The sequence below is a fragment of the Pseudomonas sp. QLc11A genome, assembly GCF_052112305.1.
Lineage (GTDB): Bacteria > Pseudomonadota > Gammaproteobacteria > Pseudomonadales > Pseudomonadaceae > Aquipseudomonas > Aquipseudomonas laurylsulfatiphila.
On sequence record NZ_JAVAJJ010000002.1, the window covers coordinates 80,221 to 98,229 of the forward strand.

General features: G+C 61.3%; 19 protein-coding genes. All 19 read left to right on the plus strand.

Annotated features, from left to right (window positions below):
* The first annotated feature begins 350 nt into the window (after positions 1–350).
* The 19 genes from Q8X48_RS03305 (at position 351) to Q8X48_RS03395 (ending at position 17,943) form a co-directional block, all read left to right on the plus strand.
* Complete coding sequence (locus Q8X48_RS03305; protein WP_015093286.1) at positions 351–749, plus strand: DUF2946 domain-containing protein; 399 nt, start codon at positions 351–353, stop codon at positions 747–749.
* A 47-nt stretch (positions 750–796) separates the two neighbouring features.
* Positions 797–1,276, plus strand: a complete 480-nt coding sequence (locus Q8X48_RS03310) for a copper chaperone PCu(A)C (protein WP_015093285.1) — start codon at positions 797–799, stop codon at positions 1,274–1,276.
* A 21-nt stretch (positions 1,277–1,297) separates the two neighbouring features.
* The gene (locus tag Q8X48_RS03315; protein WP_407799627.1) at positions 1,298–1,741 is read left to right on the plus strand and encodes a DUF2946 domain-containing protein; all 444 of its coding nucleotides are present in this window, start codon (positions 1,298–1,300) and stop codon (positions 1,739–1,741) included.
* Between the two features lie 239 nt (positions 1,742–1,980).
* The gene (locus Q8X48_RS03320) at positions 1,981–4,050 is read left to right on the plus strand and encodes a TonB-dependent copper receptor (RefSeq protein ID WP_407799628.1); all 2,070 of its coding nucleotides are present in this window, start codon (positions 1,981–1,983) and stop codon (positions 4,048–4,050) included.
* A 128-nt stretch (positions 4,051–4,178) separates the two neighbouring features.
* Positions 4,179–5,558, plus strand: coding sequence for a PepSY-associated TM helix domain-containing protein (locus Q8X48_RS03325; protein WP_407799629.1), 1,380 nt, complete (start codon positions 4,179–4,181; stop codon positions 5,556–5,558).
* A gap of 180 nt (positions 5,559–5,738) precedes the next feature.
* Positions 5,739–6,527, plus strand: a complete 789-nt coding sequence (locus Q8X48_RS03330) for an ABC transporter ATP-binding protein (RefSeq protein WP_407799630.1) — start codon at positions 5,739–5,741, stop codon at positions 6,525–6,527.
* Positions 6,524–7,483, plus strand: coding sequence for an ABC transporter substrate-binding protein (locus Q8X48_RS03335; protein ID WP_407799631.1), 960 nt, complete (start codon positions 6,524–6,526; stop codon positions 7,481–7,483). Before Q8X48_RS03330 ends, Q8X48_RS03335 begins: the two co-directional genes overlap by 4 nt.
* Positions 7,480–8,490, plus strand: a complete 1,011-nt coding sequence (locus tag Q8X48_RS03340) for a FecCD family ABC transporter permease (RefSeq protein ID WP_407799632.1) — start codon at positions 7,480–7,482, stop codon at positions 8,488–8,490. The genes Q8X48_RS03335 and Q8X48_RS03340 overlap by 4 nt, the downstream gene beginning before the upstream one ends.
* Positions 8,491–8,690: 200 nt before the next feature.
* Complete coding sequence (locus Q8X48_RS03345) at positions 8,691–9,113, plus strand: hypothetical protein (protein ID WP_407799633.1); 423 nt, start codon at positions 8,691–8,693, stop codon at positions 9,111–9,113.
* 328 nt (positions 9,114–9,441) lie between these two features.
* Positions 9,442–10,707, plus strand: coding sequence for an urea ABC transporter substrate-binding protein (gene urtA, locus Q8X48_RS03350; protein WP_007979634.1), 1,266 nt, complete (start codon positions 9,442–9,444; stop codon positions 10,705–10,707).
* A 161-nt stretch (positions 10,708–10,868) separates the two neighbouring features.
* Positions 10,869–12,371: an urea ABC transporter permease subunit UrtB gene (gene urtB / locus Q8X48_RS03355; RefSeq protein ID WP_407799635.1), complete on the plus strand. Its 1,503-nt coding sequence runs from the start codon at positions 10,869–10,871 to the stop codon at positions 12,369–12,371.
* Complete coding sequence (gene urtC, locus Q8X48_RS03360) at positions 12,371–13,450, plus strand: urea ABC transporter permease subunit UrtC (protein ID WP_102700441.1); 1,080 nt, start codon at positions 12,371–12,373, stop codon at positions 13,448–13,450. The genes urtB and urtC overlap by 1 nt, the downstream gene beginning before the upstream one ends.
* A complete protein-coding gene (urtD, locus tag Q8X48_RS03365) occupies positions 13,447–14,316 on the plus strand; it encodes an urea ABC transporter ATP-binding protein UrtD (protein ID WP_407799637.1) in 870 nt (289 codons plus the stop codon). The genes urtC and urtD overlap by 4 nt, the downstream gene beginning before the upstream one ends.
* Positions 14,317–14,393: 77 nt before the next feature.
* Positions 14,394–15,092, plus strand: coding sequence for an urea ABC transporter ATP-binding subunit UrtE (gene urtE, locus Q8X48_RS03370; RefSeq protein WP_407799638.1), 699 nt, complete (start codon positions 14,394–14,396; stop codon positions 15,090–15,092).
* Positions 15,093–15,257: 165 nt separating this feature from the next.
* Positions 15,258–16,097 (plus strand): urease accessory protein UreD, encoded by an 840-nt coding sequence (locus Q8X48_RS03375; protein WP_407799639.1) that lies wholly within the window; start codon positions 15,258–15,260, stop codon positions 16,095–16,097.
* Between the two features lie 155 nt (positions 16,098–16,252).
* Positions 16,253–16,555 (plus strand): urease subunit gamma, encoded by a 303-nt coding sequence (locus Q8X48_RS03380; RefSeq protein ID WP_015093271.1) that lies wholly within the window; start codon positions 16,253–16,255, stop codon positions 16,553–16,555.
* Positions 16,556–16,564: 9 nt separating this feature from the next.
* Complete coding sequence (locus Q8X48_RS03385; RefSeq protein WP_095964740.1) at positions 16,565–17,098, plus strand: GNAT family N-acetyltransferase; 534 nt, start codon at positions 16,565–16,567, stop codon at positions 17,096–17,098.
* A 6-nt stretch (positions 17,099–17,104) separates the two neighbouring features.
* On the plus strand, positions 17,105–17,638 hold the full coding sequence (locus tag Q8X48_RS03390; RefSeq protein WP_015093269.1) for a GNAT family N-acetyltransferase: 534 nt from the start codon (positions 17,105–17,107) through the stop codon (positions 17,636–17,638).
* Positions 17,638–17,943, plus strand: coding sequence for an urease subunit beta (locus tag Q8X48_RS03395; protein ID WP_007979653.1), 306 nt, complete (start codon positions 17,638–17,640; stop codon positions 17,941–17,943). Before Q8X48_RS03390 ends, Q8X48_RS03395 begins: the two co-directional genes overlap by 1 nt.
* Positions 17,944–18,009 lie beyond the last annotated feature (66 nt).

Below are 18,009 nucleotides of genomic sequence, written 5' to 3' on the forward strand. Positions count from 1 at the left end.
GCCTTCGCGGGCAAGCCCGCTCCCACAGTGGACCTCACTGAGCACAAATCCAGGGCTAGACAAAGAAACCTGTGGGAGCGGGCTTGCCCGCGAAGCGCCACCAGGGATTACGCAAAGGCTGGAACCTGCCAGTCACTCAGACTTTACGTACAAACTTTTAATGAACGACTGACTCTCTTGAGATTCTGAACAATGTTTAAGCGGTGCTGGCATTCTGGAATTCGCAGCTATGATGAAATCAATGAACGCAACGCACTGCGACACCAAACCGCACGCCGCATTTTTACTTATCGGCCCTGATCAGGCTAAATAGCCCGCGCCTGATCGCCCACCCAAACGGATTTTGTCCCATGTCCCGACAACGGCTCGCAATTGCCTGGATAGCCTGCTTCGCAGTGCTGTTCAATTTGCTCGCCATGCCGATGTCCGGAGCGATGGCGCAAACGTCGAAGTCACCTGCCGAACAGTTGTTGTGGGGCAGCTTCTGCAGCGCCAGCGGCACCAGGATGGTGGCGATTTCCATCGGCGACCTTGAACAGAAAGCCCCGCAAAACGACGATCATTCCAACATGCAGCATTGCTGGTGCTGCTCGGGTTCTGCGCCATTGGTGGCGTTGCCGGGACATTCGCCACAGCTGTATTTCGCGCACTTCGAATCCAACCGAAGCCTGCCTGCCACCTCGCTCGACAGCCCGTCACCACGCCAGCAATGGCCGAGTCTCAACCCCCGCGCTTCACCTCTGGTGTGATTTTTTCTCGCAATTGACCTGCGTTTAAATCGTCCCGGAGAACTGCCATGTTGAACAAACTCATCGTTCTGGCCGCGTTGTTGCTGCCTGCCTGCTTTGCCAATGCCCACGAATACAAGGTCGGCACGCTGGAAATCGCCCACCCGTGGTCCCAGGAGTTGCCACCCAGTGCGCCCACCGTTGCGGCGTATTTCGTGATCGACAACGAAGGCAAGACCGCCGACCGCCTGCTCAGCGTCGACACCCCCATTGCCGGCGAAGCGCAATTGCATGAGCACGTGATGCAAGGCGACATGATGAAAATGCAGCACGTACCGAGCGTGGAAGTGCCCGCCGGTGGCGAGGTCACTTTCGCACCGATGGCCTATCACGTGATGTTGCTGGGTCTCAAGGACCGCAGCCTGCTGGTTGACGGCAAGCGCTTCCCCATGACACTGCACTTCGAAAAAGCCGGTGACGTGACGGTCGAAGTCGCGGTGCAGAAGCAGGCGCCGGACGGCATGCAAGCGCACATGCACAATCCGTAATCGCCTGAGCTGAAAACGCCCATGCGCCCGCTTAGCGCCAGGTCATCCAGGCCACGCAGTCAGGCATTGAGCCTGACACGCGGCAGCTGGATCAGCCTGTTCGCCATGCTGATGATCTTTATCGGTCCGCTGATTTCCCAGTCGATGCCGATGGATTCGCGCGCCATGTCGATGAGCATGCCTGCGGGTATGAGCATGGACATGTCTGCGATGGAGCATGCCGACCACGGCAAGCAAACCTCCGCCGAGCATTGCCCGCCAGCCCCGGGGCACCATGTGCTGTGGGAAAAGTGCGGCTATTGCAGCCTGCTGTTCAATTGCCCGGCGCTGACCGGTGGCGTGTCCTTCGCCAACTTCGTCACTCCACCTGTCAACACCTTCACCACGCCCTCTCCGCGCCTGGGCCATGCCCGGCTAACCGTCTTCCCCGGCGCCCGCACCCGCGCCCCGCCTGCCGTCGCGTAAACACCCACCTCCGATCTCACACGGCCCGCAAGACAACCCAAGCAACCGGTGGGAGCGGGCTTGCTCGCGAAGAGAGAGTGTCAGTCAACGTAGATGTCGCCTGGCACACCGCTTTCGCGAGCAAGCCCGCTCCCACAGGGACAGCTTCAGGCTGCCGGCCGTGTCGTTTACGACTGTTCGATGGAAATTTCATGTCCAGGTTTTCTGCTGACACAGGCTTGAGCCCAGCCCAAGTCTCCATGGCCCAAAACGAATCCGGCATTCGTTTCAGGCACGCCACTGCGATTTTGTGCAGTGCATTGCTGGCGCCTTCCGCGCTGGCCGATGAACACGCCGGTCACACTGAAGAACTGAGCCCGACGGTGATTACCGCCGTTGCTCCCAGCTCGCCATTGACCATCGTCACCAACCCCAAGGACCCGCGCCAACCGGTGCCGGCCAGCGACGGCTCGGATTATCTCAAAACCATTCCGGGCTTCGCCCAAGTGCGCAACGGCGGCACCAACGGCGACCCGGTGCTGCGCGGCATGTTCGGCTCGCGCCTGAACATCCTCACCAACGGCGGCATGATGCTTGGCGCCTGTCCTGGGCGGATGGACGCGCCGACCTCCTACATTTCGCCGGAAACCTACGACAGGCTGACCGTGATCAAAGGCCCGCAAACCGTGCTCTGGGGGCCGGGCGCTTCGGCCGGCACCATCCTGTTCGACCGCGAGCCGGAAAGCTTCGGCGAGCTCGGCACACGGGTCAACGCCAGTGTGCTGGCCGGCTCCAACGGGCGCTTCGACAAACTGGTGGATGCCGCTGCCGGCGGGCCACTGGGCTACGTGCGGGTAATCGGCAACACCGCACATGCAGACGACTATCAGGATGGCAACAACGACACCGTCCCATCGCGCTACGACAAATGGAACGGCGACGTCGCACTCGGCTGGACCCCGGATGCCGATACCCTGCTGGAGCTGACCGCCGGCAAGGGTGACGGTGAAGCGCGCTACGCCGGGCGCAGCATGGACGGTTCGCAGTTCCTGCGCGAAAGCCTCGGCCTGCGCTTCGAGAAATCCAGCATCGGCGATGTGCTGGATACGGTCGAGGCGCAGGTCTACTACAACTACGCCGACCACGTGATGGACAACTACACCCTGCGCACGCCGTCCGGTACCGGCATGATGGCCGGCCCCATGGCCTCCAACGTCGACCGACGCACCCTCGGCGCGCGGATAAAGGCCACCTGGCGCTGGGCTGATGTGCAACTGATCAGTGGCATCGACGCACAGACCAACGAACATCGCCAGCGCAGCGCCATGGGCATCGACACCTACAAGGACCTGCCCTACACCAAGGATGCCGACTTCCATAACTACGGTGCGTTCGGCGAACTGACCTGGTACGCCACCGACCGTGACCGCTTGATCAGCGGCGCACGCCTGGACCGCGCCTCGGCCAAGGACTATCGGCAGACCGTCGGCTCGGGAATGATGACCCGCCCGAATCCGACCGCCGACGACACCCGCGCCGACACCCTGCCAAGCGGCTTCATCCGCTACGAGCATGACCTGGCCGACAGCCCGACCACCTTGTACGCGGGCCTCGGTCACACCCAGCGGTTCCCGGATTACTGGGAGCTGTTTTCACCCAAGTCCGGCCCCGCCGGTTCGGTGAATGCCTTCGATTCAATCAAACCGGAAAAAACCACCCAGCTCGATTTCGGCCTGCAATACAAGACCGAAACACTCCAAGCCTGGGCCTCGGGCTACGTCGGGCAGGTGCGCGATTACATCCTGTTCAACTACACCCCGACAATGATGGGCACGACCTCGCAAGCCGAGAACATCGACGCACGAATCATGGGCGGCGAACTGGGCGCCGCGTACAGCCTCACTGAACACTGGAAAGCCGACGCGACCCTGGCCTACGCCTGGGGCAAGAACAGCAGCGATGGCTCTGCATTGCCGCAGATGCCGCCGCTGGATGCCCGTTTCGGCCTGACCTACAGCGAAGACAACTGGAGTGCCGGCGCACTGTGGAGAGTGGTCGCCGCACAAAACCGTATCGACCAGAACAAGGGCAACGTGGTCGGCAAGGACTTCGGCAAGACGCCGGGGTTCGGCGTGTTCTCCCTCAACGGTGCCTATCGGATCAACAGCAACTGGAAGGTCAGCAGCGGCGTCGACAACCTGTTCGGCAAGGCTTACGCCGAGCATTTGAACCTGGCAGGCAACGCTGGTTTCGGCTACCCCGCCAACGACCCGCAAGCCATCAAGGAGCCGGGGCGCACGCTCTGGACCAAGGTGGATATGAGCTTTTAAGAGCATCGCGGGCAAGCCCGCTCCCACATGGACAATGTGGAACCTGTGGGAGCGGGCTTGCCCGCGATCGGTTGCGCAGCAACCGCAAAACAAACAACTAAAAGATCCAGCCAAGCGGAGCACACGTGATGAAACAGCCCAAAGTGAATTTCTACAACCTGGCCTGGCGCTGGCATTTCTATGCCGGATTGTTCGTTGCGCCATTCATGGTGATGCTGGCCCTGACCGGCACCATTTACCTGTTCAAGCCGCAACTCGATTCGCTGATGTACAGCAGCCTGCTCAACGTGCCGGCCGGTCATCACACTGTCCCGGCCGACGACCTGCTCAAGCGGGTAAAAGATGCGTATCCCCAGGCAACGATCAAACAGTACCTGCCACCGGTCAATACCGAACGCAGCGCCCAGTTCGTCGTGCTCAACGACGGCAACGAGCTGAACGTTTTTGTCGATCCGTACCACGGCGACATCCTCGGCGAGCAAGACGCCAAGAAGAACCTGCAAGCCATTGCGCGCGCGATTCACGGCGAGCTGATGATCGGCACCGTCGGCGATCGGCTGATCGAACTGGCCGCCGGTTGGGGTGTGGTGCTGGTGGTTTCCGGGGTATTCCTGTGGTGGCCGCGCGGTCAGGCCGCCGGCATTCTGTGGCCACGCCTGAGCAGTCGCGGGCGGGTGCTTTGGCGTGACTTGCATGCCGTCACCGGATTCTGGGGCGCCTCCCTGCTGTTGGTGATGCTGCTCAGCGGCATGACCTGGACCGGCTTCTGGGGCCAGCAATACGCGGCCGTGTGGAACGTCTTTCCGGCGGCAATGTGGGACAACGTACCGAAGTCCGACGTCGAGGCGCGCAGCCTCAACAGCGCCACCCGCCAGACCGTGCCCTGGGCCATGGAAAACACGCCGATGCCAATGTCCGGCGACCACGCCGAGCACATGGCCCACGATGGCGCGCAAGCCGGCCCGGCCGCACCGACCATCAGCCTGCAGGACGTGCAGAACATCGCCACCCAAAGCAAGGTCGAGCCGGGCTACAGCATCACCTTGCCAACGACCGCCACGGGTGTGTTCACCATCGCCGTGTTCGCCGATGACCCGCGCAATGACGCCACGTTGCACATCGACCAGTACACCGGCAAGGTCCTTGCCGATGTGCGTTTCGAGCACTACGGCGCCGTCGCCCGCGCCACGGAAATCGGCGTGATGCTGCACGAAGGCAAGATGTTCGGCACACTCAATCAGCTCATCGTTTTGCTGATCTGCCTGATGATCCTGCTCAGTGCGGTCAGCGGCGTGGTGATCTGGTGGAAGCGTCGTCCGCAAGGAAAACTCGGCGTACCGCCGCTGCGCCACGACCTGCCGAAATGGAAAACCGCCATGGTGATCATGTTCGCCCTCGCGGTGGCCTTCCCGTTGGTGGGCGCTTCGCTGGTGGTGGTGTGGGTGCTGGATCGCGTGCTGCTGTCGCGTTTTACCCGGCAGACTGAGAACGCCTCATCTTCATCATGAAACAGCTGAGATGCGCGGGGCTCAAGGGGCTGTAAACTGCCCCGCGCGTCACCCTCTCGCATTGAGGGTGTCCTTTCGGGCCTCTTCGCGAGCAAGCCCGCTCCCACAGGTTTCACGCAACTCCTGTGGGAGCGGGCTTGCTCGCGAAGAGGCCATCAGCTTCACCTCAAGAGTAACGGCATGACCTCGCTGCACCTCACCAACCTCACCTGGTCCCCACTGGGCCACGGCCATTGCCACCATCAATTCCAGCTGCGTGATGCCTCCGTGCACGTGGCCGCGGGTGAGTTCGTCGGGCTGATCGGCCCCAACGGCAGTGGCAAGACCAGCCTGTTGCGTTGTGCCTGGCGCTTCAGTAAACCGGAGCACGGCGAAGTCAGGCTCGATCATCAGAATGTCTGGAAGCAATCCTCGCGCTGGTGTGCACAACGCATCGCCGTGGTCTTGCAGGAGTTCCCCGACGCCTTCGGCCTGACCGTCGAGGAAGTGGTCGCCATGGGCCGCACGCCGCACAAAGGACTGTTCGATGGCGACACGCTCGAGGACTCGACACTCATTCATCAGGCGCTGGAGTCCGTCGGCCTCAAGGGCTTCGATGACCATGAGTTCGCCACCCTCTCTGGCGGTGAAAAACAGCGGGTAATCCTCGCCCGCGCCCTGGCCCAGCAACCGCAACTGCTGATCCTCGACGAGCCGACCAACCACCTCGACCCACGCTATCAGCTTGAGCTGTTGAAGTTGGTCAAGCACCTGAACATCGGCACCCTGGCGAGCATCCACGACCTCAACCTGGCGGCGGCTTTTTGTGATCGGTTGTACGTGATCAACCATGGCCGCATCGTCGCCAGCGGCACGCCGCAAGAGGTGCTCACCGCCGCCCTGCTGCGCAACGTGTTTGGCGTCGAAGCGCTTATCGATGACCATCCGCTGCACGGCTACCCACGAATCACCTGGATAACCCAACCATGAATTTGCGTTCCCTGCTGAGCTTCGGCCTCTGCCTCGTGATGCTGTCGGGCAGCGCCCAGGCCTTGGCCGAAGCCACCCATTACCCGCTGACAGTCAAAAGCTGCAACCGCGAAGTGACCTTCACGCAAGCACCGCAACACGCCCTCAGCCACGACATCAACATGACCCAGATGATGCTCGCCCTCGGCCTCAAATCACGAATGGCCGGCTACAGCGGCGTCAGTGGCTGGAAGGCCGTGACACCCGACATGCAGTCGCTGCTCGACGGTCTGCCGGAGCTGGCGGCCAAGTACCCGTCGGTGGAAACCCTGCTCGATGCCAACGTCGATTTCCTCTTCGCCGGCTGGGACTACGGCATGCGCGTGGGCGGCGATCTCACTCCGCAAACCCTGCAGCCGCTGGGCATCAATGTGTATGAGCTGAGCGAATCCTGCGCCTTCGTGATGAAGCGCCCACCGGCCAGCCTCGAAGACACCTACAACGACCTGCGCAACCTCGGCAGGATCTTCGACGTGCAGGACCGCGCCAACGCCCTGGTCGCCCACATGCAGGCGCAAGTGGCCAACATTCGCGAAACCTTGCCCGCGCAAAGACCGCGGGTCTTCCTGTACGACAGCGGCGAAGACCGGGCCATGACCTCAGGCCGCCTGGGCATGCCGCAAGCACTGATCGACGCCGCTGGCGGGCGCAACATCCTGGAGGATGTCGACGCAAGCTGGACCCGGGTCAACTGGGAAAGCGTGGTCGAACACAATCCGCAGGTGATCGTGATCGTCGACTACAGCGAAATCACTGCCGAACAGAAGATTCAGTTCCTGCTGGCCAACAAGGCCCTGCAATCGGTGGACGCGATCAAGCACCGGCGCTTCATCGTCATCCCGTACGTGCAGGCCACACCGGGCATTGATAACGTGCTGGCGGTCGCCACCCTGGCCAAGGGCTTCCACAGCGAATGATCAACCGTCGCTACGCCCTGTTGCTGATCGCCCTCGGTGCCCTGTTGCTGGTGTCGTGCGTGGTGTCCCTGGGTTTCGGCCCGGCGCGGGTACCGCTGGACGTGGTGTGGCGCATTCTGTTGCACAAACTGTTCGGCTTCGGTGTACCGGACTGGAACCCCGGGCAGGAACATATCGTCTGGCTGATCCGCGTGCCGCGCATGCTGCTCGGCGCACTCGTGGGCGCCGGGCTGGCTTTGATCGGCGCCGTGCTGCAAGCGGTGACGCGCAATCCGCTGGCTGACCCGCATTTACTCGGCGTCACGTCCGGCGCGACGTTGGGCGCGGTGATCGTTGTGTTGCATGTCGGAGAAATCGTTGGCCTGCTGACCTTGCCGATCGCAGCCTTCATCGGTGCATTGCTGAGCATGCTGGTGGTGCTGATGATCGCTAGCCGCCACGGTCGCCTCGACAGTGATCGTCTGTTGTTGTGCGGCGTGGCGGTGTCGTTCGTGATGATGGCGATCGCCAATTTGTTGCTGTTCCTGGGCGACCATCGAGCCAGTTCGGCGGTGATGTTCTGGATGCTCGGCGGACTCGGGCTGGCGCGCTGGGAATTGCTGGCGGTACCGACCGCCAGTGTGTTGTTCGGGCTGGTGTTGCTGCTGGGCATGGCGCGACCGTTGAATGCACTGATGGCCGGTGAGCAGACGGCAGTGACCTTGGGCCTGAATGCGCGCACCGTGCGCCTGCGGGTATTTCTGATTGCATCGCTGATGACCGGGGTTCTGGTGTCGATCAGCGGCTCGATCGGTTTTGTCGGACTGATGGTGCCGCACATCGCGCGGCGACTGGTCGGGGCTGAACACCGAAGAGTGCTGCCGGTGTGCGTGTTGCTCGGCAGCGTGTTTCTGGTCTGGGTCGACGTTGCTGCACGGACGATGATCGCGCCCGAAGACTTGCCCATCGGGGTGGCCACGGCGGCGATTGGCGGGTTGTTCTTCATCGGCTTGATGCGACGTCGTTAACGCCATGTTTAATTAAAACAAACTTCAAAACTGCATCTATGCCTGGAAAAACCTCGTATTGAGTTAGCACTTAACAAATCCATTACCACGCTCATACTCCGCCCCCGCGAGTTGAATAATAAAAACACTCGCGCACTTCAATGACGATTATTCCTACACCTCAATCGTCACAACTCTTACAAGAGCGGAAAGAGGTAAACATGTTCAAAAAACTCATCATATCCATCGCACTTGTTTCAACGCCTGCATGGGCAGCCAAGCCCCCCTTTACTGGCGTTGACTACAGCGGCCGATATCAATGCACCGGGATGGACAGCCATATCGGTGCGTTTGAAGGTGTTGTCGACATGAAACTCAATGCCGAACAAAGTACCGGCGAACATGGCGCCTACGGTATTACCCTGACGTTGCCCGACAACTCCCGGTATGACGGCTTTGCCGCCGCCAACTCGAGTTCCCTGGCGATTTACTTTGCTCATACGGACCCGTCGCTCAAGGATTACGGTGTCGGGATTGCGAACTTCGCTTCCATGCCCGACGGGAAAACTTCATTCACCAAGTACTACTACGGCCCGGAGTACAAAGGTGGCGGACATGGTTTTGAAACCTGCGTCAAAAGCTGATCTGATGCGCCGCTGACTTTGTGGGAGCGGGCTTGCTCGCGAAGAGGGTGTGTCAGACAACATCAATGGCATCTGAAACACCGCATTCGCGAGCAAGCCCACTCCCACAATCGATTGTTGTTGCTCACACAATCTGCGCCCCAATCTGGCGCAACGCTTCGCACCAACACGCCTGCCGCGATCCTTCCTGGTGCGTCATCAATCCGCATAACCGCTCTAAAACGCTATTCCCCTACCTTTCCCCGACCGGGCACAGCCCTTGCTAAAGACCCTTCAGTAGTCCGCATCTGCCAACCAAGAAAACTCATAAGTTCATGGAGATCGCACAATGAAGCGTCGCAGTTTGATCAAGGCTTTCACTCTCTCGGCATCCATTGCCGCAATGGGCATGACCTGGACCGTCCAGGCCGCCGAGACCATCAAGGTCGGTATTCTGCATTCGTTGTCCGGGACCATGGCGATCTCCGAAACGTCATTGAAAGACATGGCGCTGATGACCATCGACGAGATCAACGCCAAGGGCGGCGTGAACGGCAAGATGCTGGAGCCGGTGGTGGTCGACCCGGCGTCGAACTGGCCGCTGTTCGCCGAAAAGGGTCGTCAGTTGCTAACCCAGGACAAGGTCGCCGTGGTGTTCGGTTGCTGGACTTCGGTGTCGCGCAAATCGGTACTGCCGGTGTTCGAAGAGCTCAATGGCCTGCTGTTCTACCCGGTGCAGTACGAAGGCGAAGAAATGTCGCCGAACGTGTTCTACACCGGCGCCGCGCCGAACCAGCAGGCGATCCCCGCCGTTGAATACCTGATGAGCGAAGAAGGCGGCAGCGCCAAACGCTACTTCCTGCTCGGTACCGACTACGTCTACCCGCGCACCACCAACAAGATCCTGCGCTCGTTCCTGCACTCCAAAGGTGTGGCCGACAAGGACATCGAAGAGGTCTACACCCCCTTCGGTCACAGCGATTACCAGACCATCGTCGCCAACATCAAGAAGTTCTCGGCGGGCGGCAAGACCGCCGTCATCTCCACCGTCAACGGCGACTCCAACGTGCCGTTCTACAAAGAACTGGCCAACCAGGGCCTGAAAGCCACCGACGTTCCGGTTGTGGCGTTCTCGGTCGGCGAAGAAGAACTGCGCGGCATCGACACCAAGCCACTGGTGGGCAACCTCGCCGCGTGGAACTACTTCGAATCGGTCGAGAACCCGGTGAACAAGAAGTTCGTCGACGACTGGAAAGCCTACGCCAAGAAACACAACCTGCCGGGCGCCGACAAAGCGGTGACCAACGACCCGATGGAAGCCACCTATGTCGGCATTCACATGTGGGCGCAAGCCGCCGAAAAAGCCAAATCCACCGACGTCGACAAAGTCCGCGAAGCCCTGGCCGGCCAGACCTTTGCTGCGCCATCCGGTTACACGCTGACCATGGACAAGACCAATCACCACCTGCACAAGCCGGTGATGATTGGTGAGATCCAGTCTGACGGTCAGTTCAACGTGGTGTGGCAGACCGAAGGACCGATCCGCGCCCAACCGTGGAGCCCGTTCATCCAGGGCAACGACAAGAAGCCGGAGTATGCGGTGAAGAGCAACTAAGCCACAGGATGTCGGGCCCGGGCACTTTGTCTCAGGCCGACACAAATCCCTGTGGGAGCTGGCTTGCCTGCGATGGCATCGCCTCGGTGCAGCAAATACATCGAGTCGCCTGCATCGCTGGCAAGCCAGCTCCCACAATGTCCGCGTCAAGGCGACTTACTATGCCCACCGCCCTTTACCGCCTCATCCTCGCCATCGCACTCTTGCTGCCGATGGCCACCCACGCCGGCGACGCCGAAGACTTCGTCGCCGCCAATCCCGTGCAGCAAGCCAAACTTCTGGAAGCCTGGGCCGCGCAGCCCGATCCGGCCCGTATCGAGTTGATCAATGCCCTGCAACAAGGCGAACTGACCATCGACGGGCAACCGAAAACCCTGCGCCTGAACAACCGCCTGCGGGGTCTGATCGACTCGGCCCTGGCCAGTCATCAGTTGCTCGCCGCCGACGCAAAAATCCGTCTGGCCGCCGCGCAGCAATTGCAGAAGAGCGCCAAACCGGCGCAGTTGAAATTCCTCGACCAGCAACTGGCGGGAGAAAAGGATGAAGGCGTCCACGCCGCCCTCAGCCTGGCCCTGGCCAATCTGCAACTGGTCGACAGCGATCCAGCCGTGCGCCTCGCTGCCGTGCGCCTGCTCGGCGAAACCGGCGATCCGCTGGCCCGCACCCGCCTCGAAAGCCTGCTTGAGCCGGGCGTTGAAACCGATGCGATGGTGCGTACCGCCGCTGAAACCAGCCTCGCCCAGGTCAAGCGCAAGCTGCTGGTCGGCGAGATGCTGGGCCAGGCGTTCAGCGGCATGTCCCTTGGTTCGATCCTGCTGCTCGCGGCACTGGGCCTTGCGATCACCTTCGGCCTGCTCGGCGTGATCAACATGGCTCACGGCGAGATGCTGATGCTCGGCGCCTACTCGACCTATGTGGTGCAACTGATGTTCCAACGCTTCGCCCCGCAGGCCATCGAGTTCTATCCGCTGATTGCGTTGCCCGTGGCATTTTTCGTCACCGCCGCCATCGGCATGGCGCTGGAGCGCACGGTGATTCGCCACCTCTATGGCCGCCCGCTGGAAACCCTGCTCGCCACCTGGGGCATCAGCCTGATGCTGATTCAGCTCGTTCGGTTGCTGTTCGGCGCGCAGAACGTCGAAGTGGCCAACCCGGCCTGGCTGTCGGGCGGGATTCAGGTGCTGCCCAATCTCGTACTGCCCTACAACCGCATCGTCATCATTGTCTTTGCACTGTTTGTGGTGGTGCTGACCTGGCTGCTGCTGAACAAGACACGCCTGGGCCTGAACGTGCGAGCGGTCACCCAGAATCGCAACATGGCCGCCTGCTGCGGCGTGCCCACCGGACGCGTGGACATGCTCGCCTTCGGTCTTGGCTCGGGCATCGCCGGCCTCGGTGGCGTGGCCCTGAGCCAGATCGGCAACGTCGGCCCGGACCTCGGCCAGAGCTACATCATCGACTCGTTCCTGGTGGTGGTGCTCGGTGGTGTCGGCCAGTTGGCCGGTAGCGTGCTGGCGGCATTCGGCTTAGGGATAGCCAACAAGATTCTCGAACCGCAGATCGGTGCGGTGCTCGGCAAGATCCTCATCCTCGCGCTGATCATTCTGTTCATCCAGAAACGTCCGCAAGGCCTCTTCGCACTCAAAGGACGGGTGATCGACTGATGAACCAGCCCCTGCTCGTTACCGCGACCCAAAAAGCCGGCCCCAAAGTCTCGATTGCCATCGGCGCAGTGATCCTCATTGTGTTGCTGGCGTTACCGCTGCTGTCGTTGTTACCGGTGGACAGCACGCTGCATGTTTCAGCCTATACGCTGACGTTGGTGGGCAAGATTCTCTGCTACGCCATCGTCGCCCTGGCGCTCGATCTGGTCTGGGGCTACGCCGGCCTGCTGTCCCTGGGGCACGGCCTGTTCTTCGCCCTCGGCGGCTATGCCATGGGCATGTACCTGATGCGCCAGGCTTCGGGTGATGGTTTGCCAGCGTTCATGACGTTCCTGTCGTGGACTGAAATGCCGTGGTTCTGGACCGGTACCAGCAGCTTCCTCTGGACCCTGTGCCTGGTGGTATTGGCGCCGGGGTTGCTGGCGTTGGTATTCGGCTTCTTCGCCTTCCGTTCGCGAATCAAGGGCGTGTATTTCTCGATCATGACCCAGGCCCTGACCTTTGCCGGCATGTTGCTGTTCTTCCGCAACGAAACCGGTTTTGGCGGCAACAACGGCTTCACCAACTTCCGCACCATTCTCGGCTTTGGCATCACCGAACCGGGCACCCGCGCGGTGCTGTTTTTCGCCACGGTGCTGTTGCTGGTGGCGAGCCTGTACATCGGCTGGCGCCTGGCGCAGAGCAAGTTCGGTCGGGTACTGACCGCGTTGCGCGATGCGGAGAACCGCCTGATGTTCTGCGGCTACGATCCGCGCGGGTTCAAGTTGTTTGTCTGGGTGCTGAGCGCGGTGTTGTGTGGCCTGGCCGGTGCGCTGTACGTGCCGCAAGTCGGCATCATCAACCCGAGCGAGATGTCGCCGACCAACTCGATCGAAGCGGCCGTATGGGTCGCCCTCGGCGGGCGCGGCACCTTGATCGGTCCGTTGCTCGGTGCCGGTGTGGTCAACGGCATGAAGAGCTGGTTCACCGTGGCGTTCCCCGAGTACTGGCTGTTCTTCCTCGGCGCGCTGTTCATCGTCGTGACCCTGTACCTGCCCAAAGGCGTGATCGGTCTGCTGAAGAAAAGAGGTGAATCATGAGAGTCACGGCAACCGCTGAGTTCATGCTCGAACCGGCGTTTTTCCCCGTAGAACCCAACAAGGACGCTGGCAGCAGCCGTGACGCCATCGGTCTTGGCCAGCGCGCCGGCAAAGGCCTGAATACACGCCACGGCACCATCCTGACCCTGGAAGACATCAGCGTCAGCTTCGACGGCTTCAAGGCGCTGAACGATTTGAACCTGTACATCGGCGTCGGCGAACTGCGCTGCATCATCGGCCCCAATGGCGCAGGCAAGACCACGCTGATGGACGTAATCACCGGCAAGACCCGCCCCAGCCACGGCAAAGCCTGGTTCGGCGAAACCCTGGACCTGACGCAGATGGGCGAAGTGCAGATCGCCCAGGCCGGCATCGGGCGCAAGTTCCAGAAGCCGACGGTGTTCGAAGCCTTGAGCGTGTTCGAAAACCTGGAACTGGCGCAGAAAACCGACAAGTCAGTGTGGGCCAGCCTGCGGGCGCGCTTGAGCGGCGAGCAGAAAGACCGCATCGCCGAAGTGCTGGACACCATTCGCTTGACCAGCTCGGTCAATCGCCCGGCCGGCTTGCTGTCCCACGGCCAGAAACAGTTCCTCGAAATCGGCATGCTGCTGATGCAGGACCCGCAATTGCTGCTGCTCGATGAACCGGTGGCGGGCATGACCGACGCCGAAACCGAATTCACCGCCGAGCTGTTCAAGCGCCTGGCCGGCAAGCATTCGCTGATGGTGGTGGAACACGACATGGGCTTCGTCGGCTCGATTGCCGACCACGTCACCGTGTTGCATCAGGGCAGCGTGCTGGCCGAGGGCTCACTGGAGCAGGTGCAGGACAACGAACGGGTGATCGAGGTCTATCTCGGTCGCTGAGGTTGCGAATGCAAACCCTGTGGGAGCTGGCTTGCCAGCTCCCACAGGGTTCTGTGTGAAATACAAGGAATTTGAACATGCTGCAAGTCGAAAAACTGCACCAGTACTACGGCGGAAGCCACATCCTGCGCGGCCTGACGTTTGACGTGAAGGTCGGCGAAGTCACCTGTCTGCTCGGGCGCAACGGCGTGGGCAAGACCACCCTGCTCAAATGCCTGATGGGCCTGCTGCCGGCCAGGGAAGGCGCGGTGAACTGGGAAGGCAAACCCATCACTGCGTTCAAGCCGCACCAGCGAGTGCATGCCGGCATTGCCTACGTACCCCAGGGCCGGGAGATCTTCGGCCGCCTGACCGTCGAGGAAAACCTGCTGATGGGCCTGTCGCGTTTTCCCGGTAGCGAAGCGAAGGAAGTGCCAGCGTTCATTTACGAGCTGTTCCCGGTACTGTTGCAAATGAAACAACGCCGGGGGGGCGATCTGTCCGGCGGCCAGCAACAGCAACTGGCCATCGGCCGCGCGCTGGCCAGCCGCCCTCGCCTGCTGATCCTCGACGAGCCCACCGAAGGCATCCAGCCGTCAGTGATCAAGGAGATCGGTGCCGTGATCAAAAAACTCGCGGCCCGGGGCGACATGGCCATTCTGCTGGTGGAGCAGTTCTACGATTTCGCCGCCGAACTGGCCGACCAATACCTGGTGATGTCCCGGGGCGAGATCGTGCAACAGGGGCGTGGTGAAAATATGGAAGCTGAGGGCGTGCGTGGGCTCGTTACCATCTGAGGCGTCACGGTCCGCTTCTTTTGCCACGGCACCAATTTGTCGCGACGAATTTGCGACTGCGCACGCTATTGGTGCATCACGACACTAAACAGCCACCTCCTGCCTGCAATGCCTTGCGGCACAGCCTTTGCAAACATCCTGATGACCTCTCGACAAGCATTGACTATGACTCTTCCGGCTTCAGGCGTTTTGTTTACCCCCAGTTGGCATGCCGAACTGGAACTGGGCTACGCCCGATTCGACAACACCACGCGCCCGGTCCAGCGTCGGCACAAAGGCCCGCTGCGGGTACAAAAGCACCTGTATGCCGAAGGGCCGGAAGTCTGCCAGCACATCATCGTCCACCCACCCGGCGGCATTGCCGGCGGTGATCGACTGGACATTTCGGCCAGCGTCGAGGGCAATGCCTGGGCGCAAATCACCAGCCCCGGCGCGGCCAAGTGGTATCGCGCCGCTGGTCCCGCCTATCAGCAGCTGAATCTGAAGGTGGCGGCCGGTGCGACACTGGAATGGCTGCCCCAGGAGACGATCATTTTCAGTGCGGCCCAGGCTGAACTCAGCACCTCCATCGACCTTGAAGGCGATGCGCGCCTGTTCTACTGGGACGTCGTGGCCCTGGGCCGTCCGGCCAGTGGCGAGCGCTTCGACCTTGGGCATTTCCAGGCACGACTGGGTGTGCGCCGCGACGGCCAGTTGCTCTGGCATGAACGTCAGCGCATTGTCGGAGCGGACGGTTTACTTGATTCGCCCATAGGGCTCGACGGGCAACCGGTGTTTGCCACGTTGTTGGTGACGGGTGAGATCGATAGCGAACTGCTGGAGAAATGCCGCTCGCTGCCCAACGACGTGCGCGGGGATTTGACCCAGTTGCCGGGGTTGCTGGTTGCACGGTGTCTGGCCAGTGAAGCGTTGTTGGCGCGGGGATGGTTGATTGAACTTTGGAAGTTGTTACGCCCCGCCCTTCTGGGTCGCGAGGCCGTATCACCCAGAATATGGAGCACCTGAAATGCGATCGAATGTGGGAGCGGGCTTGCTCGCGAATGCGGTGGGCCAGTCAGCATTGATGTTGAATGACACTCCGCATTCGCGAGCAAGCCCGCTCCCACAGGGTTTGTATTCACAGATCCGAACTTTTTAATCTGCCCAGATGGATGTCTACGATGGACCTGACCCCACGCGAAAAAGACAAGCTGCTGATCTTCACCGCGGGCCTGGTGGCCGAGCGGCGTTTGGCGCGCGGCGTGAAACTCAATTACCCGGAAACCATGGCCTATATCTCCGCGGCCCTGCTCGAAGGCGCCCGTGACGGCCAGACCGTGGCCGACCTGATGCACTTGGGCACCACCCTGCTGACTCGCGAACAAGTGATGGAAGGCATCCCGGAAATGATCCCGGAAATCCAGGTCGAGGCCACCTTTCCCGATGGCACCAAACTGGTCACCGTCCACCAACCCATCGCCTGAGGCCGCGCCATGACTTACCACATCCGCGATGCCGTGCCTGCCGACTTGCCGGCCATCTGTGACATCTACAACGACGCCGTGCTCAACACCACAGCGATCTGGAATGAACAGGCGGTCGACCTCGGCAACCGTCAGGCCTGGTTCAGCGCCCGGCAATCCCAGGCTTACCCGATTCTGGTGATCGTCGATGGTGAAAATTCGGTACTGGGCTATGCCTCATTCGGTGACTGGCGACCTTTCGACGGTTTCCGCCACACCGTCGAGCACTCGGTCTACGTGCGCAGCGACCAGCGCGGCAACGGCCTCGGCCCACAGCTGATGGAAGCGCTGGTCGAGCGCGCCAAAGGCTGCGGCAAGCACGTGATGGTCGCCGCCATCGAAAGCGGTAACGCCGCGTCCATTCGTTTGCATGAGCGCATCGGCTTCATCACCACCGGGCAAATGCCTCAGGTCGGCACCAAATTCGGCCGCTGGCTGGACCTGACGTTCATGCAACTGACCCTCAACCCCGGCGCGCAGCCGCCAGGCATCAACCAGGAGTAATACCCGATGAACGCCGCCCAACTGCGACGCGTAAACGTTGAAAGCTTTGCGCACTATCGTCAGGGCCTGATCGACCTGCTGCTCGACGCCGTCGGCTATGGGGCCAGTGTCGGCTTCATGGCCGGCCTCGATGCGACCCAGGCACACGCCTATTTTGATGAGGTCCAGGACAACCTGAACAAGGGCAATCTGTTGCTGTGGGTGGTGGTCAAGGACGAACAGGTGCAGGCCAGCGTGCAGTTGGGCTTGTGCCAGAAAGCCAACGGCCTGAACCGCGCCGAAGTGCAAAAGCTGCTGGTGCGCGAACATGCCCGGCGTCGCGGTCTGGGCCAGCAACTGATGAGCGCGCTGGAGGCGGCCGCCCTGCAACACAAGCGCGGCATGCTGTACCTCGACACCGAGGCCGGTTCGCCCGCCGAAGCCTTCTACCAATCGCTGGGCTATACCCGCGCCGGTGAAATCCCCGACTACGCCTGCGACCCGAGCGGCCGCTACAAACCGACCGCCCTTTATTACAAGATTCTCCAAGGAGCCCAATGATGATTCCCGGTGAATACCAGATCCAGCCCGGTGACATCGAACTCAACGTCGGCCGCCGCACGATCAGCCTGAAGGTGGCCAACAGTGGTGACCGGCCGATCCAGGTCGGCTCGCATTATCACTTTTTCGAAACCAACGACGCCCTGGCGTTCGACCGTGCCGCCAGTCGCGGCATGCGCCTGAATATCCCGGCCGGCACGGCGGTGCGTTTCGAACCGGGGCAGAGTCGCGAGGTGGAGTTGGTGGATCTGGCGGGGCATCGTCGGGTGTTCGGGTTTGCCGGCAGGATCATGGGTGATCTTTAAGTAACGCTGCGGCCGCACTGGCGTCATCGCGAGCAAGCTCGCTCCCACAGTTGATCGCGTTCCTCT